Source organism: Paenibacillus sp. FSL H8-0282 (assembly GCF_037963825.1).
In the GTDB taxonomy this organism is placed as follows: Bacteria; Bacillota; Bacilli; order Paenibacillales; family Paenibacillaceae; genus Paenibacillus_AQ; species Paenibacillus_AQ odorifer.
Genome location: NZ_CP150146.1, coordinates 5066064 through 5090944, shown reverse-complemented (window position 1 = coordinate 5090944; position 24881 = coordinate 5066064). Strand labels below are relative to the sequence as shown.

Sequence of the window (24881 nt, the reverse complement as noted above, 5' to 3'; positions counted from 1 at the left end):
GCGAATGTCATCAGATCGAGCATATACGGTGAAATAAACGGTATAAATCCCGCAGAATGCACCGTATGGACCGGGACCAATACACCCTAAATGAGTGATTCCCCCCATTAACCGGAGAACCACTCCTTTTTTATAACCAACTTTATAATCCAATCAACGATCTCCGTGATGCTTAACTGTGTATTTTGCTGAACTCGATTCGCGAGCTGAAGGACCTGGTAAACTCTTTTTCGATTATTGTTTTCATGATATTGTGATGCACTTTGAGTTGTGATTGATCGGCGTGGTCTCTAAGGAGTTCAAAGAGCGCTGCTGATTTTTTGAAGCCTGTATCATCGTCTAGCTTGATGCTCAATAACAAGATTTCTAGAATAGTGTTGATTGTATCGTACATATTCTCTTGTTTATAGTAATACATCGCCAGCAAATAAATGTAATCCTCATGGTATTTGATATTCACAATAGTCTCATGTTCTCCTATGTCATCAACATTGATTTTGAATTCCTTCAGAATCCAATCAACGGAATAATCATGTATTATCGAAGATTCTAAGATGGTAATGAGTCCCGGCAATAATTCTTCATCATCACTTTTTCTAATATACTCAACGTATTTATGTAGCACTCCCATTTTGCCTTCCAGCAGATCGATAACGTATGAATTGGCTTTTGCTATATTGCGGTAATATTCGACTTCATAAATACCCTCTTCATCTAAACCTACTATCCAGCCAAGGTCAGCATACTTCTGAATACATAGTTTTGCCTCGTCAAACTTACCGGACTTTTGTAGTGCTATACCTTTTGCGCATGAGCTATATCCAAAATAATAGGGGATACTCCGCTTCAGTTTAGGACCTCTTATGAGGTTACTATTGTTTTCATATATGATGGAAATTTGTTCATGTAGCTTGTCTGCAATTTCAATCATGGCATCCCAATTCTCAAATGAAAATGATGCCTTAAGCATCTGAATCAAGGAATCCACATTCAACTCTTCCAAATCCAACTTCAATCCTATCTCCCTTTCTAGAGCATATCATGCATCGATTAAGATAATTGTATTTCATTTCTAAATTATTCATTTATTTTACATTAAATCATGTGATTTCCATCACGTTACATAAGGTCAAAAGGGTCTTTATTAATAATTTTCAAAATACATCCAGCTCACATTATCTTCCTTAAGTTTCTAGTGTTGGAGGAATAATGTTTGTTCCGTTGTTCATTTGTCCCCTTGTTTTTGGGTTATTTGTACGTAAAATGCGGAAATGTACCTATCGTGGAACTCGTTCTTCCTTTATGATCATCCCGTAAAGAAAGCGCTATCAAAGAAATTTTAACCACATTTCATGAGGGGGTAAGGATGATTTGAAGCGAATGGGAAAAAAGCTGGGAATGAGCCTGTTGGTATTTATAATTGCAGCAGCGCAGTTCGGTTTCACAGGAACGCAGGGCAATGTGGCACTAGCAGCTGAGAAAAGTATGGCGCAAAAGCCGTATATGGGCTGGAGCAGTTACAGCATGCAGGTGTACGACGGTGCAGGTAACTGGACCTCGGCCGAAAGCATTAAGAAACAATCGGATGTTATGCATGAGAAGTTGCAAGCCCATGGATATGAATACATCAATATTGATGCGGGCTGGAATGGCGACATGGATGAATACGGCAGACCGATTCCAAGTGAGACCTTATATCCTAACGGATTTCAAGAGGTCATTGACTATGTTCATAATAATGGGCAGAAAATTGGAATCTATATGATTCCGGGGGTATCCATCGATGCCTATAATCGGAATCTTGAGATTTACGGGACTGGTGACCAATGCCGTATACAGGACATTACAGCCAAGCCGCTTACCATTATGGATTATTGGAATTCCTACACTTATAAAATTGATTTCACGAATCCATGTGCCCAGAAGTATGTGGATTCTATTGCCGATATGATTGGCGAGTGGGGCATTGATTTCGTCAAATTTGACAGCGTGACTCCTGGCTCGGGGATTGATAACTTGAGCCGTGATGCGCGCGGCGATGTTGAGGCATGGTCTAAGGCTTTTGACAGAAATAACATCTGGTTTGAGCTGTCCTGGGCGCTCGATCACAATTACGTGGATTTCTGGAAAAAGTATGCCAACGGTTGGCGAATTGACTGGGATGTGGAAGCTTACGATGGCAGTGGGCTGACAGCCTGGCCGAGTATTTCCCGCTTGTTCCCCAAAGCAGCACTTTGGTGGAGGGATGCAGGTCCTGGGGGTTGGAATGATTTTGATTCGCTGAACGTTGGTAACGGATCTATGGATGGTCTGACCAAAGACGAGCGGAAATCCGCGATGACATTCTGGTCAATCTCTTCCGTGCCACTGTATACAGGGAATGACATGACTAGGCTGGACAGCTATGGTCTAGAACTGCTTACCAATGATGAGGTAATTGCCGTAAATCAGGCAGGACGTCCAGGCCATCCGGTATCTATGGATACCCAGCAGCAGGTTTGGTATGCCAATAATGGAGATGGCACTTACAGCGTAGCTCTGTTCAATCTGGGCAGTCGGAGTGCGGAGGTGAAAGTCAAATGGAGTGATCTCGGCCTTGAAGGCCCGGCATCTGTTCGCGATTTATGGAGTCACACTGAGCTGGGAGACTTTGAGAAGGAATTTAGCGGAGGCATACTTGAACCTCATGCGTCACGGATGCTTAAAGTTACAGCATTAGGTGGCACCTCTACAGTCAATGATGATGATACAGGTATGCGCTACAGCGGGGATTGGAAGCGTAATGGCGGCAAAGAGCTGCTAGAAGGAAAGCAGGATTTGAGCATTACGATCAAGGATTCCTCGTTTGCTCCGTCGATGGCTTCACAATCGGATGTTACGTACTATGGGACTGACCCGTCTGAGAATTCGTCTGCTGCGAACAAGGCAACGGTCACCAATGTAGTTTACATTAATGATAATGACAGCGGCATTAAATATAATGGCGCATGGCAGGTAAGCTCATCTCGAGGATTGGGTGATTATAGAGACGATGTGCATTATGCCGAGAAGAACGGGGATTCCTTTGAGTACACCTTTACGGGCACTGGCATTGACCTGCTGACCGAAAAGCATGAATCTCAGGGAGATATGATTATTACGCTGGACAATGAGGCTGCACAGACCGTTAGTGCTTATAAAACTGGATCAAGAGAGGTACAGCAAAATCTGTACAGTGTCTCAGGACTGGCTAACGGCTCTCACAGGCTTAAAGTGGTCAAAAGCTCAGGTGATTTTATGCTGCTTGACGCATTTAAGGTGACTACAGAAACTCCAGCAGGAGAACAGAATAGTACCATTACTCCGACATCTGCTCGATTCGACCAAGCAATAGAACAACAAGAGGATGTTACTGTCACTCTGAATTTGAATGGTAATACACTGAGCGGTATTGAAAATAATGGCGAGGCACTTTCGGAAGACGATTTTACGGTGACGAATGATAAATTGACCATTCATAAGCAATACCTTGCGCAGCAGCCGGCAGGCACAACCGACTTGATTTTCATTTTTAACACTGGTGATCCACAGACCCTGTCGATACAAATTAGTGATTCTACAGGCATTCGTTATGTGATGATTAATAACGATGATTCGACAGTTAAGTACAATGGCACTTGGAACCGCAGCAGTGGCAGAGGATTGGGTGACTATAAAGACGATGTGCAATATACGGAGCAGAATGGTGATTCTTTTGAATATACCTTCAGAGGAACGGGGATTCAGCTGTTCACAGAGGTAGATGAGTCACAGGGTGATATGGATATATATGTTGACGATCAATTTAAGGAAACCGTCAGTGCCTATCATCATGGACAAATGTCACTTCAGAACCTTTACAGCATTTCTGGCTTACCGGATGGAATGCACACGCTCAAGGTTGTGAAGAAATCAGGCAGATTTATGCTCCTTGATATGCTTAAGGTAGAAATTCCGAATATGATTAATCCGATCGCTGCCAGCTTTGATAAAGCTGCTTCCGCTCAGGAAGATATTGAGGTGACATTGCTGCAGCAAGCGGAAAGCTTTGCCGGTATTACTAACGGATTATATGATCTGGTTCTCGGGACTGATTATTCAGTAGCAGGTAACCGTGTTACACTGAATAAATCTTATCTTGCTGCACAGCCAGTGGGGACGCTGAACCTTAAGTTTACTGTGGAGGGAGATTATCTTAACGATGTTCACTCCACATCAGTGGACGGTGATTTCTTTGAATATACCTTCAAGGGTACCGGAATCAGCCTGATCACACCTATGGGTCCAGAGCAAGGTGATATGGATATTTATGTGGATGGACAACGGGTCCAAACCGTGAATGCGTATAGTCAGAGCCGCCTGACCCGTCAGGGAATTTATAGTATTTCGGGATTGGAGGGCGGGATACACACGCTTAAAGCTGTGAAGAAATCTGGTGATTTCATGCTGACGGATCAATTGAAATTCACAGTTTCAACGAGTCCTGCTGTATCTCCGACACCAACGCCAAGTCCGACACCGACATCAACTTCTACACCGACACCAACACCAACACCAACACCAACACCAACATCAACGGATTCGGGTGGCTTATACATTCCAGCTCAGCCATCTTCTACACCTGCCCTGACTCCGACGCCAACTCCGGCAACTGGAAATGAGGATGGATCTGCAGGGAATGGCGAGCCTAATCCAATCCGTCATACCGCATATATCAAAGGTTATCCGGGTGGGTTCTTCCAGCCGGAGCACGAAATTACGCGTGCTGAGATGGCAACGATTCTTGCCAATGTTGCTGAGAAGGAGGCTACTGGAGCAGGGGTTGTGTTCAGTGATGTGCCTTCTGGTTACTGGGGTGCTGATGCCATAACCAAAGCAGCGAAGATGGGACTAATGAAGGGTTACAGCGATGGCACCTTTAAACCTAATCAACCATTGACGCGTGCAGAAATGGCCAGTCTGGTGACCCTGCTTAGAACGGATTCGACGCAGAAGGGCTCCGGTTTCTCTGACATCAATGGACATTGGGCACAGGCGGCGATTTTGCAAGCCCAAGGTACGGGCATTTTGACTGGTTATAATGACGGGACTTTCCGTCCTAATGCCAAGCTTACTCGTGCCGAAGCTGTTGTGGTTATGAATAGGGCTTTGGGCAGAGGTCCTCTAACCAATGTAACAAATCCACAGTGGGCAGATGTTCCGGCAACGCATTGGGCCTTCGGCGACATTGAAGAAGCTTCGACGGATCATGTCTTTACATCTGGATCAGAGGCCAGAGATCAGAAGAAGAACTAATTGTCTAGCCAAAGCATTGAAGAAGGGGGGCCGTTACTGGCCCCTTTTTTCTAAATGACAGGAGGGCCACGCACTATAGATAAAATATCGGAATTGCCGATAAAAGGCAGTGATAACGGCGTAGATCGCTGTTTTTTTCCATTTCTGAAGAGGTGCAGAAGGGTGAAGTGAGTTCAAACCCTTGACTATGAAGCAAAATGTTTTAATCTATGGTAATGATAGCGCTATCGAAATGTCATATTGAGGGAGGCTAACTACGCTGAAATATTCCAATATCTTTCGTAAATTTCTAATCTCTTATGTGGTCATTTTGGTCATACCCAGCATTGGCGGGTACATGTCCTATCTAACCTCGATCTCCGTGACACAGTCCATCTCGATTGAGAATGGAGTCACTCAGCTTCAGAAAAGTCAGGAGATATTGGAGCGCCGTATGGCGGAGGTTGAAGGCTTTACCAGGCAATTGGCGGTCAACCAGGAGCTAAATGTTCTTATGAATGAAAGTGAAAATGAGACGAATGTGTATGGGATTTGGAAAACGATGCGGAATGTTTTGACCTTCGGCCAGACTAATGATTTTTTGCAAAACTATTATATTTACCTCGCCAACTATAATCTTATCCTAACCCCAGGTTCGACCTATCGTCCGGAGCATTACTATTCTAATTTCAACTATAAGGATCTTTCGTTACAGGATTGGAGAAAAGAAGTGCTTGAGACAACCCACCGCAGCGAGATCAAGCCACTTAGTGATTTTGTCAGCAGGGGGATGCAAACCTCGGTCATTACCTATATGCAGTCACTCCCCTTGGATAGCTTTAATGATTCCTCGCCGGCCGTCGCAGTAGTGATTATTGATGAAAAAAATATTTCCAGCCTGCTTTCAGGCCTGACCGAGCGATATGGGGGTTGGGTGCATATTAGTGATGCTAAAGGGAATACGATTGTTCTGCAAGGAAGTGATGAGCAGAAAATGGTCAAAATGCTCGACGATCCAGCTTTTGATAAGAACAAGGTCAGTCAGTTTTACAAGGATGATCTGGTGATTACTACCCGTTCCGATTCCAATGGCTGGGTGTATCAGACCGGGATTCCTCAAGATATTTTGATGGAGAATGCTAACAAAATCAAGAGAATCTCCATACAAATTACGGGAGGCACTCTAATTATCGGTTTGATTGCCGGACTGATATTAGCTTACCGTAACAGCGCGCCAATCAACCGTATGCTCAGTGTCATGAAGGAGCAATTCGGCAAAGAAGAAGCCTCGGAGAGAAATGAATTTGACTTTTTGAGCGGCAATATAGCCGATATGATTACCAAAAATAAGCTGCTCGAGTCCGAGCTTAACCGCCAGCTTCCTCTGGTCCGAGATGCCTTCCTGAAACGGCTGATTGCCGGTGAATTCAAAACGCGGGATGAAATTATCTCTGCCGCCAAACAGGCGGATATCAGCATGAATCAGAATACTGGCTACGTAGGAATTGTTCAGATTAACGGTTATGCGGGTATGGACAGTGTTGAAATTCTGAACGAGCTGAGTGCTTCCCGGCTGCTGCTGAAACAGACCTTGGCTGATCTTGGCGTGGATGTCCTGATGACGGATATGGGCTCTGATAAAGTTGTAACGCTGTTCTTTTCTAGGGAAGAAGGAGCTGACAAGGAACAGGAAGCAGCGAATATCACCCAGACGATGGAGGAGCTCGCTATAAATGTCTTTAATGAGTACCGCATTACCATTCTGGCGGGGTTCGGGGATCTATTCACAGAGGTAACAGAGGTTAGCCTTTCGTATGATCAATCGAAGCAGGCACTGGAATATGCTGTTTACATGAATAAAAAAGGGATTATCTGGAGCAGTGAAGCTCAAATTGAGAATACAACTTATTATTATCCGCTGGATTCGGAGCAACGGTTAATCAGCACGATTCGAGCCGGAGAGCTAGAGGAAGCCAAACGGATTGTGCGTGCGATTATTGTCCAGAATATGGAGCAGCGAGAATTATCCATCGAAATGAAGCACCAGCTTGTCGGGGAAATGAAGGGGACTTTTCTCAAGCTATTGGATCAAAAGGCATTTACCGAATATTCAGATATCGAGAGTGTCAAACGGCGGGTCATAGACATTGGCTCATCAGAGTCGCTTGAGACGATCCAGAACGAATTTTTTGACATTATGGAAGAGCTGTGCGGACTCATTGCGAATAAAAAGAAAGATATTCATATTCAAATCATCAAGCAGATTAAGGACTACACAGCAAAAAACTATTCGGATACGGAACTAACCCTTTACCGGGTGGCGGAACAGGTGGAGCGGCCGGAAAAATACATTTCCCAGCTGTTTAAAGAGGTCACGGGTGTTAATTTCTCCGACCATTTGATAAAAGTCAGAATGGATCAGGCCATCAACCTGCTCAAAGAGAGCGGATTAACGGTGGATGAGATTGCCGTTCGGGTGGGCTACAACAGTTCACATTCCTTCAGACGCGCATTCAAAAGGTTGATGGGTGTTTCCCCGAGTGCCTACAGACAATCTGTGGATGAATAAAAAAATATGCCATAACATAAGGCTGCACTGTCCACTTTGGACGATGCAGTCTTTTTTCTGATTTCAACCCTACAATTCGGAAAAATGGCCGTTCTACTGCTATTTTGTGCTCCTCAGATAGGGCGATTTGTACGCTGAAGCACCCAAGTGTACCTTTCTTTTGGAGATAAAAGTCATCTATGATCAATCCGTAGAAAGCGCTATCACAAATCACAGACATCTGCTTAGGGGGAATTGTTCTGGAGAAAGAATTAGTACTACATCGCAAGTCGTTGCCGAAAAGCAAAGGCCCCGTATTCTTACAAAATGCTCGCAAAAGCATAAAAAAGCACTGGCAGTTACATCTGCTTGTGATTCCGCCTTTGCTGTTTTTTATCATCTTCAAGTATTATCCGATGCTGAACACTGTCCTAGCCTTTAAGGACTATAACGTCATAAAAGGGATATGGGGAAGTCCATGGGTCGGATTTAAAAACTTTCAGCTCTTCTTTGAGAATCCGCAGTTTTGGACACTGCTCAAGAATACTATTATGCTTAGTGGCTATCAGCTGCTGGCGGGTTTTCCAATCCCGATTATTCTTGCGCTCATGATTAATGAGGTACGGGGAGGAAGGTTTAAGAAATTCGTTCAGCTTGTATCGTTTGCCCCTTATTTCATCTCGACGGTTGTCATGGTGTCAATCGTTATGCTCTTTCTGGCCCCACGGCTCGGTTTTGCCAACATTGCACTCAACTTCTTCGGACTGGATTCTATTAACTTCCTAGGTGAACCCGGCATGTTCCGTTCGATTTATGTATGGTCTGATATTTGGCAGACAGCGGGCTACAGTGCAGTCGTATATTTGGCAGCGCTTGCAGGGATAGACCCAACACTTTATGAAGCTGCCAGAGTTGATGGAGCCTCGCGGTTCCAAAAAATCCGCCACGTCGACCTGCCAGGGATTGTGCCAACCATCGTTATCATTTTGATTCTGAATGTAGGGAATGTAATGGCGATTGGCTTTGAAAAAGTCTACCTGCTACAGAACCCGCTTAACCTCGTTAATTCTGAGATCATTGCCACCTATGTCTACCGGGTCGGCCTGTTGAATGCCAATTACAGCTTTGCAACTGCGGTGGGCCTGTTCAACTCCATCATCAACTTGGTTCTCTTATTTACAGTAAACGGTCTGGCGAAAAGAATCACTAAGAACAGCATCTGGTAGGAAAGGAGCTCATCTATGGCAGCAGCAGTTCAAAAAAAGATTAAAGAATCCGTCGGCGACAAAGCGTTCCTGATCACAATCTATATCGTGCTTACTCTTGTGGTGATCGCTGTACTTTATCCGCTTATTTTTATCATCAGCAGCTCAATCAGTAGTCCGGCAGCCGTGACCTCTGGTCGTGTCTGGCTCTGGCCTGTAGATATATCCTTCAAAGGTTTCAAAGTATTGCTGAATACGCCTGAGATTATCACTGGTTATGGAAACTCAATTTTCTACACCGCAGCGGGAACGCTGATTAGTATAACTTTAACGGTCATGATCGCTTACCCGCTGTCTCGAAAAGGTTTTTTCGGACGAAATACACTGATGATGATCATTACCTTCACCATGATCTTCAGTGGGGGGCTAATTCCCACCTATTTGGTAGTGAAGGAGATGCATCTGATCGACACTCGCTGGGCGCTGCTGATTCCGAACGCCATTTGGGTCTGGCAGGTCATTATTGCCCGCTCCTTCTTTCAATCCTCGATTCCGGAGGAGCTTTTGGAAGCTAGTGAAATCGACGGCTGTAGTGATATGAGATTCATCTGGAGCGTGGTACTCCCGTTATCCAAACCGATTCTCGCAGTGTTGGTGCTTATGTACGCGGTAGGTCAATGGAATGCCTATTTCGATGCGCTGATATATCTGAAATCAGCAGATTTGTTCCCCTTACAGCTTGTCCTGCGAAGCATCATCATTCAGAACAACAGCGCTGGTGGGGCCATGGACGTGGGGAAACTGGTCGAGAAACAACAGCTTTCCGAGCTGCTGAAGTATTCCTTAATTGTGATTGCCACCTTGCCGGTACTTGTTATCTATCCTTTCGTACAGCGTTATTTTGTACAGGGGATGCTTGTTGGTTCCGTCAAGGGTTGATCTTAGGAGTCTCTTTTTTGGAAAGGAGGTATGCCCGGAGTACACACTTAAGGTATCATCGTATCACCTGCTAAATTACAAAAGGGAGTGATAATATTTGAAGAAGCAAAGCTTGATAACTTTACTAATTCTGGTCATGGCATTTACGGTTGTAATTAGCGGATGTGTAAATAAAAATACAGATAACGCATCCAGCACGCAGCAGGGTTCTGGTTCGGGTTCGTCTGGCAAGCCGGTTGAGATCAGCGTGTTCTCAGTTCAGGAATCCGGCATCGACCTTCCGACCAATAAATTCACAAAACATGTAGAAGAGAAATTTAATTTCAAATTCAACTGGCAGATCAACCCATCGGATGGTGCTCAGGAAAAACGCCAGATCTCACTGGCGAGTGGTGACTATCCGGATGCTTACCTGCTTACTCACTATATTGATCAATTCTCACAGGCCGATCTACTGAAATACGGTAAGCAAGGTGTACTCATTCCTCTAAATGATCTGATTGATAAATATGCTCCAAATATTAAAGCAGCCATGGAAAAGAACTCTGACCTAAGAACGCTTAATACTGCACCTGATGGCAACATTTACGGACTTGTAGCTTATACAGAATGTTTCCACTGTTCCTATCCTAGCAAAATGTGGCTGAATACTGAGTGGATGAAAAAGCTTAACTTGGAGATGCCGAAGACCACTGAGGATTTCAAAAATGTACTGAAAGCCTTTAAAACGCAAGACCCGAACGGCAATGGCAAAGCCGATGAAGTGCCGCTAAGCGGTTCCATCGAGGAGTTCGGCGTACGGATCGTACCTTTCTTGATGAACGCATTTGTTTATGATGATGATCGTAATTACCTGAACATGAAGGATGGAAAGGTGCAATCTGCTGCCATTACTCCGGAGTGGAAAGAAGGATTGACCTATATTAAATCCCTGTTTGACGAAGGGTTGATTGATCCGGGTGCCTTTACACAAAACGCGGAAGCTTTTAAGAAAATCGGTGAAAATGCTGATGCAGAAATTCTAGGTGCAGGTGCAGGTATGCACCCAGCGATCTTCGTAAACATCGACCCGGGGAATACCCGTTCAGCACATTACAACCCGCTGCCTCCGATTTCGGGACCTCAAGGAATTTCCTATGCGACTCATGATGGAGGCGGCGTAGTCCCGGGTGCAAAATTCGTGATCACAAACAAAGCAAGTGAAGAAGCACAAATTACACTGATCAAGATGGTGGATTATATGTTCACACCAGAAGGCCAAACGAATGGCGCAGCTGGCCTGAAGGGAACCGATTGGACAGATCCGGTCGAAGGTGATGTGGCGTTGGGTAAAGATGTTAAACCGATGATCAAACTAATTCCAGGTGAAGAAGGCGCAGCACCACGTAATGCAGGCTGGAGTGGTATGGCTCACTTCTATGAGCCTAAAGAATACCGTGATACTTACGTTCAAGGTACCGACATCTTTGCTTCTGATGGTTATGAACGTAGACTGTATGATGCGACTCTGCTATACGAAGGTCATGAGCCTAAAGAGTTATTCCCCATCTGGTCGATCTGGATTGATCCAAGTGAGATTGATGAAGCCAGCTTGCTGCAGACAAATTTGAAAAATTACATCGAACAAAATGAGCTGCAATTCATCACAGGCAACAAGGATCTGAACAAGGACTGGGACGCTTATGTAAAGGGATTGCAGAACTTGAAGCTTGACCGTTATCTCGAAATTTTACAAAAGGCTTATGATACTTCAAAAAAATAAATATTGAAATCAGAATCAGGTGCTGTATGATAGACCCCGCACCTGATTTCTTGATTTCAGGGGAAAATATGGGTTTTTGTGGATGGAGGTTGAGTTATGACAGACGAGAATCATTGCAATCATTCATTTGTAGTTCCGCGCCGTGGACTACCTCAAATTAACGGCAGGCTTACGGAAAAAGGGACTGTAACCGTTGCCTTTTTAGGCGGCTCAATTACGGAGGGGGCAGGTGCTTCCGAAGCAGACACATATAGCTGGAGAGCACTCACTGGTAAGTATCTTCAGGAGCGGTTTGCGGATCAGGAGTTCCGCTTCATCAACGCGGGAGTGGGGGGGACGAACTCAACTTTAGGTGCTCATCGATTACAGGAGCATGTCCTGCAGCAGGGCACAATTGATTTGTTATTCGTTGAATTTAGCGTCAATGACGGCAATGACCGGGAAGAATCCATTAGAGGGATGGAGGGCATTGTCCGCCAATGCAGGCGGTTGTCACCGGGCACTGATATTTGCTTTTTGTATACAGCAGCAGAGAAGAATCTCTCCGGGAGTAATCCCTTTAATATTGCTGTCCATGAAGAAGTAGCTGAACATTATCAGCTTCCCTCTGTTAATTTTGCAGCTAGAGTCTATGCGCAGCTAGAGGCGGAACAAATGGAGTGGACTAAGCTGGCACCGGATGGATATCATCCCAATGATGAAGGTCATGCGCTGTATGCCTCTTTTTTGCGAGAGTATCTGGAGACAGCGCTTGTTCCTAACAAGACGAATTTGAGTAGCGAAAGCTCTTTAGATATTCCACCTTTGGCGGAGCAAAATTATGAATACGGCAGCCTGCTTGATTTCCGTGCGGCTGATCTTGTGAACGGTTACGAACTTCGCGAACTGGCTGCAGGAGATTCGCTGATGAACTGGCGTTTTGGAACAGAGCATCTGTATACCCATAGCAAGGAGGCTGTTTTTTCTTTTACAGTGACCGGGCAAAGCGCAGGCTTGATGCTGCTCTACGGACCGGATAGCGGGATTTTTGAATATTCGCTAAATGGCAGTTCTTATAAAGCTGTGAACTTATTCGATGAATGGTGTCCGCTTGCCTTTCGGCCTATTATCGCCATGTTTCCGATCCAGGAACAACGTCAAGAATTGCATGTTTCAGTACGCATTACGGGGCTGAAGGATGAACAGAGTAAAGGCACCAGTCTGCGTATTCTGAAACTGCTGCACAATTGATTATTTTAAGCGGAGAGATTATACTGCCAAATATTAAGCGTTTACAAAAAAAGAAAGGCGGTGCCGATGATTACTTCTGCTGAAAATAACGCCTTAACTACTCCTGCTGTAATCCGCCTGACGGATTATGGAGTGCTGCCGGATTCTGGTTTAGACGCGCAGCCAGCCATGGTTCGGGCTATACAGGCTGTCGCTGAAATTCCCGGTCCAGTACTACTGGATTGCCCGAAGGGCTGCTATCATTTCTATCCGGACGAGGCCATCCGCAAACCTTATTTTATCTCTAATACTGCCAGTGAAGAAGAGAACAGGGATGTCACTAAGACCATCGGTATTTTGCTGAAGGGACAATATAATTTAACGCTGGAAGGCAATGGTTCATTATTTATTTTTCACGGCAAGCAAACGATGCTCCTGCTGGATGGCTGCAAGAATGTGGAGATCCGTAATTTACATACCGACTATGCCCGGCCAACTGTGACGGAGATGACGATTACCGAAAGCGGTGACCATTCGTTCGATGTCCAAGTACATCCCGATTCACGTTATGAGATTAGGGAGGATAAGTTGGTCTGGATCGGTGAGGGCTGGAGCTTTTCTGAAGGCCCAATGCAGACTTATGATCCGCAGCGCAATACGACTTGGCGGATGGATAACTGGCTGGAGCAGGCAGACACTGTCGAGGAACTGGAGCCGATGAAGCTCCGTCTGCATTTTAATTTTCAGCCTGAGGTTATTCCGGGGCATGTTCTACAAAGCCGTGACGGCATCCGTGATCAGGTGGGCGTATTCATTACGGAAAGCTCGAACATCACCTTGAGCGATATTGGGCTACATTTTCTGCATGGACTTGGCATCGTTGGCCAGTTCAGCGAGAATCTCAGCTTCCGCCGTATGGATCTCTCACCGCGTCCGGAAACGGGACGAACGGTCACAGGCTTTGCGGACTTTATTCACATGTCTAGCTGCCGGGGAAAAGTGATCATTGCCGATAGTAATTTTTCCGGTTCACATGACGATCCCGTTAATGTCCATGGTACTTATCTGCGGATCGTAGAGCAGCCATCGGCGAATGTAGTAAAGGTCCGGTTCATGCATCATCAGACCTACGGATTCATGGCTTTCTATCCGGGGGACGAAATTGAATTTGTTCGCTCCGGTTCATTGACCACTTATGCGGCTAATGAAGTGGTCGAAGTGAAGCGGCTAAATACACGCGAGCTTTTGTTGACGTTGGCTCATCCGGCTCCTGATGATATAGGCAGCCATGATGTTATAGAGAATGTTACCTGGACTCCAGAGGTTGAAGTCACTAATAATCACTTCGCGAGAGTACCCACCCGCGGTATTCTTGTGACAACCCGGCGCAAAGTGGAAATTAAGGGTAACATTTTTGAACGGATGCATATGAATGCCATTCTGATTGCAGTGGATGCTGAGTCCTGGTATGAATCCGGCAAGGTGGAGGATGTGATCATCAGCGGCAATCATTTTCTGGAATGTGGAAGTCAAAAGCATCCGGTTATCTATATTTCGCCGGAGAATGTGGAGATAGATAAGCGTGCTCCCGTTCACCAGAGAATTGTCATCACGAATAACAAGTTTGAAAGTATTGATGTGTTGGCCCTTAGTGCCAAGAGCACCTGCGGACTGGTCTTTAAGTGCAATGGAATTCTGGCAGGCAGTGGTGAGGCGAGTCTTTCGAATCTTGATGATGCGATTGAATTAAATGCCTGCAGTGAGGTTGAAATTACTGATAATTTATTAAATGACAGATGGTGAGGAGAGCGCGTATGAAACTTCAATATGACAAGCCAGCAAATGTATGGACGGAAGGACTTCCAATTGGGAATGGACGTCTGGGCGGTATGATCTTCGGTGGTGTGGAACAGGAGAAAATTAGTCTGAACGAGGATACGCTTTGGTCAGGATACCCAAAAGAGGGTAACAATCCCGGTGCTAAGAACGTTCTGCCAAAGGTGCGACAGCTGATTCAAGAAGGTCGTTATGTTGAGGCGGACACGCTGACCAGAGAAATGATGGGGCCGTATACTCAATCTTATTTACCTTTTGGTGATCTATTGCTTCGTTTTGAACATGGCAACGTCTATCATTCTTATCAGCGTACATTGGATGTGGAAAATGCGCTGCATCGCATTGAATATCAGATTGGCAATGTTACTTATACCCGTGAGATGTTCGCTTCTCATCCTGATCAGTTGCTTGTTCTTCGTTTGACCGCAAGTGTGCCAGGCGCATTGAATGTGCATGCCACGCTGGAAAGTCCACTCCGGCACAACCTTTATTCGCAAGGTGACAGCTATGTTCTATCGGGAACGGCACCGGAGCATGTAGATCCAAGCTATTTCGGGAGCGACAATCCCATCCGATACGGTGAATCAGGCAGCAGCAAGGGAATGGCTTTCGAAGGACAACTCTCCGTGACGGCGGATGACGGCCAAGTAAAGGTTGATGGCAGTGGGATTCATTTGCTGGGTGCGACATCGGCAACCTTTTATTTCAGTGCGGCTACAGGTTTTAACGGGTATGACCTAATCCCGGGAATTGAAGGAAAAGATGCCTCCACCATTGCAGCCTCCTTCTTGGCAAGTGCTCAAGGCAAGTCTTACACCAGCCTGCTTCAAGCGCATATCACTGATTACCGGGCACTTTTCGATCGGGTGAAGCTTCGGCTGGGCAAGCCGCTGGCACCGGAAGGAATGTCAACCGAGCAGCGGATTACGACTTACTCCGCGCAAGATCCGGGTCTAGTTGAGCTGCTGTTTCATTTCGGACGTTATTTGCTGATCGCAAGCTCGCGTCCCGGAACGCAGGCCGCCAATCTTCAGGGAATATGGAATGCCTCTACTCGTCCGCCTTGGAGCAGTAACTATACACTGAATATCAATACAGAAATGAACTATTGGCCCGCTGAGATTTGCAATCTGGCAGAATGTCATGAGCCACTTTTGGATTTCGTCGGCAATCTGGCGAAGAGAGGGGCGGATACCGCTCGGACCAACTATGGCACCCGGGGCTGGGTAGCTCATCATAACTCGGATCTTTGGGCACACACTGCACCGGTAGGTGATTATGGCGATGGAGATCCAAGCTGGGCTTATTGGCCAATGGGCGGCATCTGGCTGACCCAGCATCTTTGGGAACATTTTGCTTTTGGCGGAGATACTGAATACTTGCGGACTTCGGCTTATCCTGTCATGAAGGAGGCGGCTCTGTTCGCATTGGATTGGCTGATTGACGACGGCAAGGGTAATCTTGTGACCTCCCCGTCCACTTCACCAGAGCATAAATTCCGGACAGCGGAGGGTGTGGCTGCGGTCAGCCCGGGTGTCACAATGGATATATCACTGATCTGGGAGTTGTTCACGAACTGTATCGAGGCATCAATGATTCTTGGAACGGATGAAGCTTTGCGTGAAGAGCTGAAAAGTACCCGTGAGCGTCTATTGCCACTGCAGGTTGGCAAGTACGGGCAACTGCAGGAATGGTCCTCTGATTTTGAGGATGAGGACATGTACCACAGACATACCTCGCATCTGGTTGGAATTTATCCGGGCCGCCAGTTGTCAGAAGAAGAGACCCCTGAGCTATTTGCTGCGGCAAGAACCTCGCTGGAGCGGCGCGGGGATGAAAGCACAGGCTGGAGTCTGGGCTGGAGAGTCGCTTTATGGAGCCGCTTCCGGGATGGAAACCGTTCCTTGCGTCTGCTCTCCAATATGTTGCGGCTGGTGAAGGACGGGGAGTCGGAGCAATATAATCACGGCGGAGTTTATGCCAATCTGCTCGGTGCGCATCCGCCGTTCCAGATTGATGGCAACTTTGCAGCCTCCGCCGGGATTGCCGAAATGCTGCTGCAATCTCACCGCGGCTATCTCGAACTACTGCCTGCATTGCCGAATGAATGGCAGGAGGGAAGAGTTGCAGGTTTACGTGCCCGCGGTGGCTTTGAAGTCAGCATTCAGTGGGACAACGGCAAGCTAGTGGAAGCGCAGATCACTTCCCTGCTGGGCACAGAATGTGTGATCCGCATGGATACCCCACTTAAGGTAACCTGTGGTAGTCAGGATATACAGTGTGAACGTTCCGCCGAAGGAAGGGTAAGTTTCGCTACAACCGCGGGACAATCCTACAAGCTTATCATTGGTGATCAGCAATAATCCGTTTTATAAGCGTATGAACAGCAGTAGGACCTGAACGTTTGGTCCTGCTGCTGTTTTTTGCATTTTCAGCATGAAGCTTCAGGACCAGCAGAGTTTAGGTAGGATGTGTTAAATCGCGGTATGGATCGGAAGATTGTTGTATAGAAAACGCTTTATCCGCTCTTTATAATGAGGTCATACTTGGGGGATACAGCTACTGAGACTGCGGCCCTCAAGGTCCAAAATGCAGCAACAAGGAGGCAAATTATGCTAACTGACAGTAATACAACCGTAAACGTGAATACAGACACAACGTCTCTTATCCGTGTAACCAATGGCTTGGTGAATCTGGAGATTGATCTCGGAACGGGTGAGTCATCCGTTGTCGGCGGGACTTCTGCACATGTAAAGGGGATTCGCAGCGCCTTTCGCTGGCAGGGCCGGGAATATAATACTGAACACTATCAGAGCCACGTGCTGAAGTTGCAGGAAGAGGTCGTTCGTGAAGGTTTTGGCAAAGGTGTTCATCTAGTGATTGTGCATGAAACATCCCTGCTGCCACAGCTGGAGCAGCATTTTTATATTTATGAGTCCTCCTCATATGTGTTGATGCAAAGTGTGATCGCAAGCGATGAGGATATCAAAGCGAACCGCATGGCGGTCATTCAGAGCAAATCGGTATCCCTCGGCGGCGAGTCAGGTCAACCGGATGAACCAAGCATCCTGCGTGTGCCTTACGACAACGATAAATGGGTCAGATATACAGTGGTGAAGCCACCTATGGATACAGAGAGCTACGAGGTAACGGCAGTGTTCGCGCCGGATAGCCGGCGAGGAATTATCATGGGTTCCATAACTCACAAGGTGTGGAAAACGGGTATTCGTATCAAAAGCGAGCGAAGCGGCCAGATCGAGGAGCTGGATCTTTACGGTGGGGCTGTGAGTGAATTAACCCGCGACTTTCAGCCGCACGGTTATGTAAAAGGCAAAAGAGTGGAGTCTCCGCTCGTATTCGTAGGTTTTTATGATGATTACAGAGAAGGTCTTGAAGCTTACGGCCGGGCCAATACATGGATTGAAGCTCCACTCGCTTGGGAGGGTGGCGTTCCTGTTGGCTGGAATAGCTGGTCTGCTGCAATGGCTGATCTGGATTATGATTTGTATACGTCGACCAGTGAGTTTTTGAAAAAAGAAGTGCAGCCGTTAGGATTCCAGAATGAGGATACGCTGTACATCAACTTTGACGCTTTTTGGGATAATTTCACAGCAGAAGAAATGAAAAATGCACTTGAGCTAGTGCGGAAGAATGGTCATAGACCGGGAACTTACTGGACCCCTTTCGCTTTCTGGGGAAGTCCTACTCAGTTCAGAGATGTCGTGGAGGGTACGAACGGTAAATACACCTATGGCGATATCCTGCTTCGGGACAGCGAAGGAGAGATTCTGCCGGATGTTGATGGAGGGCTAGCCATTGACCCCACACATCCGGGGAACCTGCAAAGAATAGATTGGTATACAAAAAAATTCATCTCGGAAGGATTCGAGTATATCAAGCTGGATTTCCTGGCACATGGCGCACTGGAAGGCCAGCATCACAATCCGGAGATTACGACGGGCATTGCGGCGTATCACTACGGTATGTCCTACTTGCAGAATAAGCTGTCTCCAGAGGTTATTGGTCGACCGTTCTTTATTAATCTGTCCATCGCACCGTTGTTCCCTTATGCATTTGCACATAGCCGGCGTGTCTCTTGTGATGTTTTTGGCACGCTGCAGGACACAGAATATATGCTCAACTCTTTGACCCATGGCTGGTGGATGAGCGATTCATTGTACCGTTTCAATGATCCCGACCATTCCGTACTGTACAAGAGCCATAACCAGGAAGCTACGGGCTGGCATGAAGGCCGGAGCCGGCTAACCGCTTCGGTGATCGCGGGAACGGTGCTGCTGCTAGGGGATGACTTCCGAAAAGAGGAAGCCGCCGCCCGGGCTAAAGCTTGGCTGAGCAATAAGGACATTATGGATGTTGCTCGTCTTGGCAAAACCTTCAGACCGATAGAAGGGGACCTCGGCAAGCAATCCTGTGATACTTTTGTGCTCGAATCTTCAGAAGAAAATGCCTTTTATATAGCTGTCTTCAATTACGATGTCACGAAATCTGCTCCTAAATCCCTCTCACTAGAACGGGCAGGGCTGAATGCTCAAGCTGCTTACCAGTTGCTGGACCTATGGGAAGGTGTAGAAGGGGAAATCTCAGGAAAGCTGGAAGTTACGCTTGAACCCGCAGAATCTAAAATCTTCAAATTGACGGCAAAATAACAAAAGAATACGCGCCCTCTGCTTCTTGCGGATAGCGCGTATTCTTTTTTACAACCTATATTTGTATTCGGCTTTGCGGATTAAGGCGATATTGTGTGGGATTTATGCCGTAGCAGGCACTGAAATGTCTGGAAAAGGGATGGATTGAAGGATAGCCCAATTTCTCAGCAATGGCAGTAACACTTAGCTCGCTCTCCAGAAGCAGACCTGCCGCCCGCCGCATAACGAGATTATGATGATAAGCGCGCGGCGTCATTCCGGTTTCTCGCAGAAACAGCTCATGAAAATAAGTTCGCTTGAGTCCGCAGAGCTGTGCCCAGTCTTCGATAGATTTACCACGTTCGGGATGAGTGTTCAAATACTCCAACAGGCGGACAATCCGATAATCGCTTGGCTGATGCTGATGGAGGGCATTATACCAGCTTAATATCCAACCGTATAACAAGCTATGAACCGCTTCATTCCGGTAGAATATCGCTTCATTGTATATTTTGGCAATCATCACAAGACTATCGTATAGCTGTGGATATTTAGCTAGCGGGAAAACGCAGGGCAATTCTTTCAGCTCGGCACAGGGGACTTCGGTGGCCTTTTTCTCAAGCCTAAAGGGTTCAGGCGCATGGATAAAAGAAAGATTAGTAGACATAGGCGACTGCTTGTCCCACAAATCAAAATAGACATTGTAGGACGAGAGTGGATGAGAAGGGGAAATATGAAAGGCATGTGGCTGGCCGGGGCGCAGAAACACCAGTGTTCTACGCTCAATCGGATAACGAACTCCGTCGATTTCCATCTCACCGGGGCCATCGGTAAACAGATGAAAGGCGTAGGCATTGCCGACGCGCAGATGCTCATTGCTGCTTCCGTCGTACAGATAAGGCATGATTGCTCCAACATACGGTGTGATTTCAGATAGTTTGTTCATACTATACCCCTTTGCTAGCAGCATTTCTTAATTTTGGCCTGTAGTTAAATGTTTGGGATTACGGATAAATTGTCAAATGAATGAACGAGTCAACAAAGACTAGTAGTACTGATGATGTTACGATAAATGCGATAAATATACAATGTTAATAACAGAGAAAGCGGATTAATTAACAACAACTTTTGAAGGTCTATTACAGACAGGAGACGATCAAATGAGCGATTTTAAATTGTGGTATTCAACCCCTGCAACAAGCTGGTCGCAAGGGTTGCCGTTGGGTAACGGAAGAATAGGTGCTGTTGTAATGGCGGCGCCGCATCGTGAGGTGTGGAGCATGAGCGAGGTGACCTATTGGTCTGGGCAAACGGATCCCGACCCTGCTCCTGCCGGAGGTAGAACTGCGCTGGAAGAGATGCGAAGTCACTTTTTTGCCGGCGATTATGACAGCGGTGATCGTTTAGCCAAACAGTATTTACAGCCTAAAAAACAAAATTTCGGTACGAACCTGGGATTATGCGAGGTGGTTATTGATTTTGCCCAGGATGCGGATGTTAAATCAGGCGGTGTGTTTCGGCGGGAGCTGGAATTGACAAGTGCAGTGTCTGGGGCGGTCTATGAGAGCGGCGAAACAACAATCCGTCGAGAGGTCTTCGCTTCACATGCCGATGATCTGGTAGTTTCAAGAATTTGGAGCGATAGGCCTGGAGGTGTATCCTTTACGATTGCCATCGAAGGTGGGACAGAATCGTTTACGACTGAGGTTGTGGATGGCGACACTATTGAATTCAAGGGGCAAGCTACAGAAAAGGTGCACAGTAATGGTAAATGCGGGGTATGGGCAAAAGGGCAGCTCAAAATAAGTCTATCCGGCGGTACGATCTACAGGGGGGATGGCCGATTAAGAGTTTCCGGAGCTAATGAGGCCCGGATTTATTTTGGGGTCAGTACCGATTATCGCCGGAGCAATCAGGATTGGGAGACGGAGAGCTACAGCAACCTAAGGCAGGCATTAACCAAAGGTTATGCACAGTTAAAAGAAGATCATATTCAAGATTACCGTCAGGATTATGCAAAGGTGGATATTCAATTGGGTAGCTCCGGGAAAGAAGGTCTGCCTACCGATCAGCGGATTAGGTTACTGGCACAGGATCAGGCTGAGGACCCTCAGTTGTTCGCATTGTTCCTCCAGTATGGCCGCTACCTAACCATTGCCGGATCACGAGAAGATTCACCTCTTCCACTGCACTTGCAGGGAATCTGGAATGACGGTGAGGCTTGCCGTATGGGCTGGAGCTGCGACTATCATCTCGATATTAATACACAGATGAATTATTATCCGACAGAAGTCGTGAACCTTGCAGACAGCCACCTTCCATTGATGCGATATATTGAAGATTTATCTCAGGCGGGAAAATCAACTGCACGCGATTTATATGGCAGCAAAGGATGGGTAGCGCATGTATTCTCTAACGTCTGGGGGTTTACAGCTCCGGGCTGGGAAACCTCATGGGGGCTCAATGTCACAGGCGGATTATGGATTGCAATCCATCTGATGGAGCATTATGAATATAGTCAGGATCGTGTATTTCTAGAGCGCCAGGCATATCCTGTGCTAAAAGAAGCCGCAGAATTCTTCCTCGACTATATGACGATTCATCCGAAATATGGCTGGCTGGTGACGGGTCCTTCTAACTCGCCAGAGAACAGCTTCTATCCCGCAGATAGCAGCGAGGGTGCACAGCAGCTGTCTATGGGCTCGGCCATGGATCAAGTGCTCGTGCAAGATCTTTTCGAGTTCTGCCTGAAGTCTGCGGTGTTGCTCGATACAGATGTGGAGCTTCAGCTGAAGCTTAAGGAAGCTATGGCTAAGTTACCCCCGCTACAGATTGGTAAAAGAGGTCAGCTGCAGGAGTGGCTTGAAGATTATGAAGAAGCGCAACCTGAGCATCGACACTTGGCTCATTTGTTCGCTTTGTATCCAAGCAACCAGATTACACCGGACAGAACACCGGAGTTAAGCGCGGCAGCAAGGGTAACGCTGGAGAACCGGATGGCTCAGGAAGAACTGGAGGATGTAGAGTTCACCGCCGCCTTATTCGGTCTTAGTTTTGCCAGACTATATGACGGGGAGAAGGCGTATAAGCATATCTCTCATTTAATTAGCGGACTGTGCTTCGATAATCTGTTCAGTTTCTCCAAATCAGGGATTGGTGGGGCAGAGTGCAATATCTTTGTCGTGGATGGCAACTTTGGCGGGACGGCTACCATTGCAGAGATGCTGCTGCAAAGCCACGCGGATGAAATTCATCTGTTGCCAGCGCTTCCGCAAGCCTGGAATACAGGATCGGTGTCTGGATTACGAGCCAAAGGAAAGGTAGAGGTAGACGTAGTTTGGGAGAAGGGGCAGTTGACGGAAGCTACGCTTCGCACCTACGCACCGGGAACGGTGACCCTTCGATGGGGAGATCAGAGAACTACCTTCCAAGCAGAAACAGGAGGAAGCTACTATTTCAACAGCCAATTGGAGCTGTTATAATGATTCGGCGGGGGCGATGAGCCTCCGTTTTCATTATGCGTCCGAATAATGATGAGTAGGTATCGAAGGGTTATCTGGTCTGCTTAGGACCCGATAGCCTTTTTACGAGCACGTTGGGATTAGATCTTACAAAGTAACGATTCATGCCTGAAAATGACTTACATTTATTTGGTCGATGATCGACTAAGGGGAAAAGAATATAATAGGAGCAAATACAGACAACAAGAAGGAGGGAACCTCAGGTGTATAGTATTTTTTTGGTAGATGATGAAGAAATGGGTCTTGAGATGATGAGAGATTATATCCGCTGGGAAGAGATGGGCATCTATGTAGTCGGAACAGCGAGCAATGGTAGAGAAGCTTTGGAGAAAATAGAGGCTTTTCAACCGGATATTATTCTTACAGATGTTCAGATGCCGATAATGAATGGAATTGAGTTGGCTAAAAAAATACATGAATGTTATGACCAGATGCAAATTATGTTCCTCACCGGACATGATGAATTCCACTATGTTAAATCGGCCCTTAATGTAGGAGCTGTTGGATATTTACTGAAGCCGCTAGATTTGACTGAAATTGAAAGCGTTATCGAAAAGGTTAAAGCACGCTGCGAAGAGGTTCAGATGAAACAACGTTCTATGGAGGCTGCTAAAACTAAGATTCTTAAGGAGCTTTCTTTTGAAAAAAATGCGGAGCAAGCCGCAGAGCTGGCAAATAACTTCAATAGGCTGACACGTCTCCCAGAGAGTAATCATTATACCATGGCACTGTTCAGCATCGATCCCAAAGAGGCGGAGGGTGAGCAGCAGAGTCTGGAAGAGTGTATGAGCCGGTTGATTTCTTATCTGGATCACTTTTTTAAGGCGAAAAATATAGAGGTTGTTTTTGTTCCTTACAAGGATGGCGAGACAGGTGTATTCATGGAAGCGACTCAACAGCCTGGCTATTATGCTTGGGAGGATTTAGCTGTGGCTATTCGTAGTGCGCTGGATTTTACGGTGACGGCAGCAGTCGGAGCGCAGGCCGCAGAATTAGCGCTGGTCCATAATCTGTATAAGCAGACGCGTGTGATTTTAAATGAACGTTTTTATAAAGGCACGGGCTTAATTATTCATGCCGCGGCTATTTCGAATCAGTTCGACAGTGAACATATGCCACCTTTTGAGAGAAAAGAGTGGTTTGAAGCTATCCATCAGCTGGACTTCGAGCAGGCCGCACAAAAGCTGCATCAATATTTCGTGGGATTGGCCACACTGAGAATCAAGAAAAAAATCATCTGTGATTGGGCGATTGATCTTGTTGATGAACTGCTAGAGCAGCTGCATCAGTCTGTTCCCGAGGGTTTTAAGCGGGCGGAGCTCTATCATTCCATCTATAATGCGCTGACTTTACATGAGATCGAGGATTTAATCCTGGGCACTGCGGGTGATGCCGTGAGCATGCTAGGTGAGCGACTTATGGATAAAAATACAAAGCTCGTCCACAAGGTTCGCACCGTGATTGAACAAAATTACGATCAGCCGATTACGATTAATAGTCTGTCTGATCAGGTTTATCTGTCACCGAACTACTTAAGATCTATTTTTAAGGATAAAACAGGCATCACGATCCACGATTATTTAACCCGTATTCGGCTTGATAAGGCCAAGGAGCTGCTCGCAGACGGGTCACTGAAGATTCAAGATATTGCCCAGAGAGTGGGGTACGAAAGCACGTCTTATTTTATTTCTCTATTTCTGAAGAACCTTGGGGTCACACCTAACGAGTACAGGAAAAATATTTAACCTTCCGCACTTCTGCTTACTGAATAGAAAGAAAAGTCGCTTTCCTTTATGAATTGTAAACTTGCGATATGGAAAGATGCCCCTTTGCTTTTTACAATAAGCATGTATTACAACTCAGCACATGTGAGGGGCTTGATTCATTATTGCGATTAAAGGAAGCTTTTTTACACATCTAATT

13 protein-coding genes are annotated in these 24881 nt (G+C 46.4%); 11 read left to right on the top strand and 2 right to left on the bottom strand.

Annotation, left to right across the window (positions count from 1 at the left end; all coding sequences use genetic code 11):
- Positions 1–172: 172 nt before the first annotated feature.
- Positions 173–1009 carry a DNA-binding protein gene (locus tag NST94_RS22030; RefSeq protein ID WP_339281289.1) on the bottom strand — a complete coding sequence of 279 codons (837 nt, stop codon included), beginning with the start codon at positions 1007–1009 and terminating at the stop codon, positions 173–175.
- Positions 1010–1380: 371 nt separating this feature from the next.
- Here NST94_RS22030 and NST94_RS22025 point away from each other — a divergent pair, with 371 nt between their 5' ends.
- The 9 genes from NST94_RS22025 (at position 1381) to NST94_RS21985 (ending at position 19458) form a co-directional block, all read left to right on the top strand.
- Complete coding sequence (locus NST94_RS22025; RefSeq protein ID WP_339281288.1) at positions 1381–5313, top strand: X2-like carbohydrate binding domain-containing protein; 3933 nt, start codon at positions 1381–1383, stop codon at positions 5311–5313.
- Positions 5314–5650: 337 nt separating this feature from the next.
- Positions 5651–7861 carry a helix-turn-helix domain-containing protein gene (locus NST94_RS22020; RefSeq protein ID WP_339281287.1) on the top strand — a complete coding sequence of 737 codons (2211 nt, stop codon included), beginning with the start codon at positions 5651–5653 and terminating at the stop codon, positions 7859–7861.
- 272 nt (positions 7862–8133) lie between these two features.
- Positions 8134–9066 (top strand): ABC transporter permease subunit, encoded by a 933-nt coding sequence (locus NST94_RS22015; RefSeq protein WP_339281286.1) that lies wholly within the window; start codon positions 8134–8136, stop codon positions 9064–9066.
- Between the two features lie 15 nt (positions 9067–9081).
- Positions 9082–9984, top strand: a complete 903-nt coding sequence (locus NST94_RS22010) for a carbohydrate ABC transporter permease (protein WP_036683268.1) — start codon at positions 9082–9084, stop codon at positions 9982–9984.
- 136 nt (positions 9985–10120) lie between these two features.
- Positions 10121–11746, top strand: a complete 1626-nt coding sequence (locus tag NST94_RS22005) for an extracellular solute-binding protein (RefSeq protein WP_339282156.1) — start codon at positions 10121–10123, stop codon at positions 11744–11746.
- A gap of 96 nt (positions 11747–11842) precedes the next feature.
- Positions 11843–12976 (top strand): SGNH/GDSL hydrolase family protein, encoded by a 1134-nt coding sequence (locus tag NST94_RS22000; protein ID WP_339281285.1) that lies wholly within the window; start codon positions 11843–11845, stop codon positions 12974–12976.
- A 66-nt stretch (positions 12977–13042) separates the two neighbouring features.
- Positions 13043–14758, top strand: a complete 1716-nt coding sequence (locus NST94_RS21995; RefSeq protein ID WP_339281284.1) for a right-handed parallel beta-helix repeat-containing protein — start codon at positions 13043–13045, stop codon at positions 14756–14758.
- Between the two features lie 11 nt (positions 14759–14769).
- Positions 14770–17154 carry a glycoside hydrolase family 95 protein gene (locus NST94_RS21990; protein ID WP_339281283.1) on the top strand — a complete coding sequence of 795 codons (2385 nt, stop codon included), beginning with the start codon at positions 14770–14772 and terminating at the stop codon, positions 17152–17154.
- A 249-nt stretch (positions 17155–17403) separates the two neighbouring features.
- A complete protein-coding gene (locus NST94_RS21985; RefSeq protein ID WP_339281282.1) occupies positions 17404–19458 on the top strand; it encodes an alpha-galactosidase in 2055 nt (684 codons plus the stop codon).
- A 55-nt stretch (positions 19459–19513) separates the two neighbouring features.
- Here the strand turns inward: NST94_RS21985 and NST94_RS21980 are convergent, their stop codons facing one another.
- The gene (locus tag NST94_RS21980) at positions 19514–20383 is read right to left on the bottom strand and encodes an AraC family transcriptional regulator (protein WP_339281281.1); all 870 of its coding nucleotides are present in this window, start codon (positions 20381–20383) and stop codon (positions 19514–19516) included.
- A gap of 214 nt (positions 20384–20597) precedes the next feature.
- Here NST94_RS21980 and NST94_RS21975 point away from each other — a divergent pair, with 214 nt between their 5' ends.
- Positions 20598–22919, top strand: a complete 2322-nt coding sequence (locus NST94_RS21975; RefSeq protein ID WP_339281280.1) for a glycoside hydrolase family 95 protein — start codon at positions 20598–20600, stop codon at positions 22917–22919.
- Between the two features lie 242 nt (positions 22920–23161).
- Positions 23162–24703 (top strand): response regulator, encoded by a 1542-nt coding sequence (locus NST94_RS21970; protein ID WP_076191788.1) that lies wholly within the window; start codon positions 23162–23164, stop codon positions 24701–24703.
- Positions 24704–24881 lie beyond the last annotated feature (178 nt).

What these genes read in the sequence shown, in the direction of transcription:
- NST94_RS22005 (WP_339282156.1), top strand. Translation starts at nt 10,121, where the DNA reads ATGGCATTTACGGTTGTAATTAGCGGATGTGTAAATAAAAATACAGAT.
- NST94_RS21985 (WP_339281282.1), top strand. Translation starts at nt 17,404, where the DNA reads ATGCTAACTGACAGTAATACAACCGTAAACGTGAATACAGACACAACG.
- NST94_RS22000 (WP_339281285.1), top strand. Translation starts at nt 11,843, where the DNA reads ATGACAGACGAGAATCATTGCAATCATTCATTTGTAGTTCCGCGCCGT.
- NST94_RS22010 (WP_036683268.1), top strand. Translation starts at nt 9,082, where the DNA reads ATGGCAGCAGCAGTTCAAAAAAAGATTAAAGAATCCGTCGGCGACAAA.
- NST94_RS21980 (WP_339281281.1), bottom strand. Translation starts at nt 20,383, where the DNA reads ATGAACAAACTATCTGAAATCACACCGTATGTTGGAGCAATCATGCCT.
- NST94_RS22025 (WP_339281288.1), top strand. Translation starts at nt 1,381, where the DNA reads ATGGGAAAAAAGCTGGGAATGAGCCTGTTGGTATTTATAATTGCAGCA.
- NST94_RS22020 (WP_339281287.1), top strand. Translation starts at nt 5,651, where the DNA reads ATGTCCTATCTAACCTCGATCTCCGTGACACAGTCCATCTCGATTGAG.
- NST94_RS21975 (WP_339281280.1), top strand. Translation starts at nt 20,598, where the DNA reads ATGAGCGATTTTAAATTGTGGTATTCAACCCCTGCAACAAGCTGGTCG.
- NST94_RS21990 (WP_339281283.1), top strand. Translation starts at nt 14,770, where the DNA reads ATGAAACTTCAATATGACAAGCCAGCAAATGTATGGACGGAAGGACTT.
- NST94_RS21995 (WP_339281284.1), top strand. Translation starts at nt 13,043, where the DNA reads ATGATTACTTCTGCTGAAAATAACGCCTTAACTACTCCTGCTGTAATC.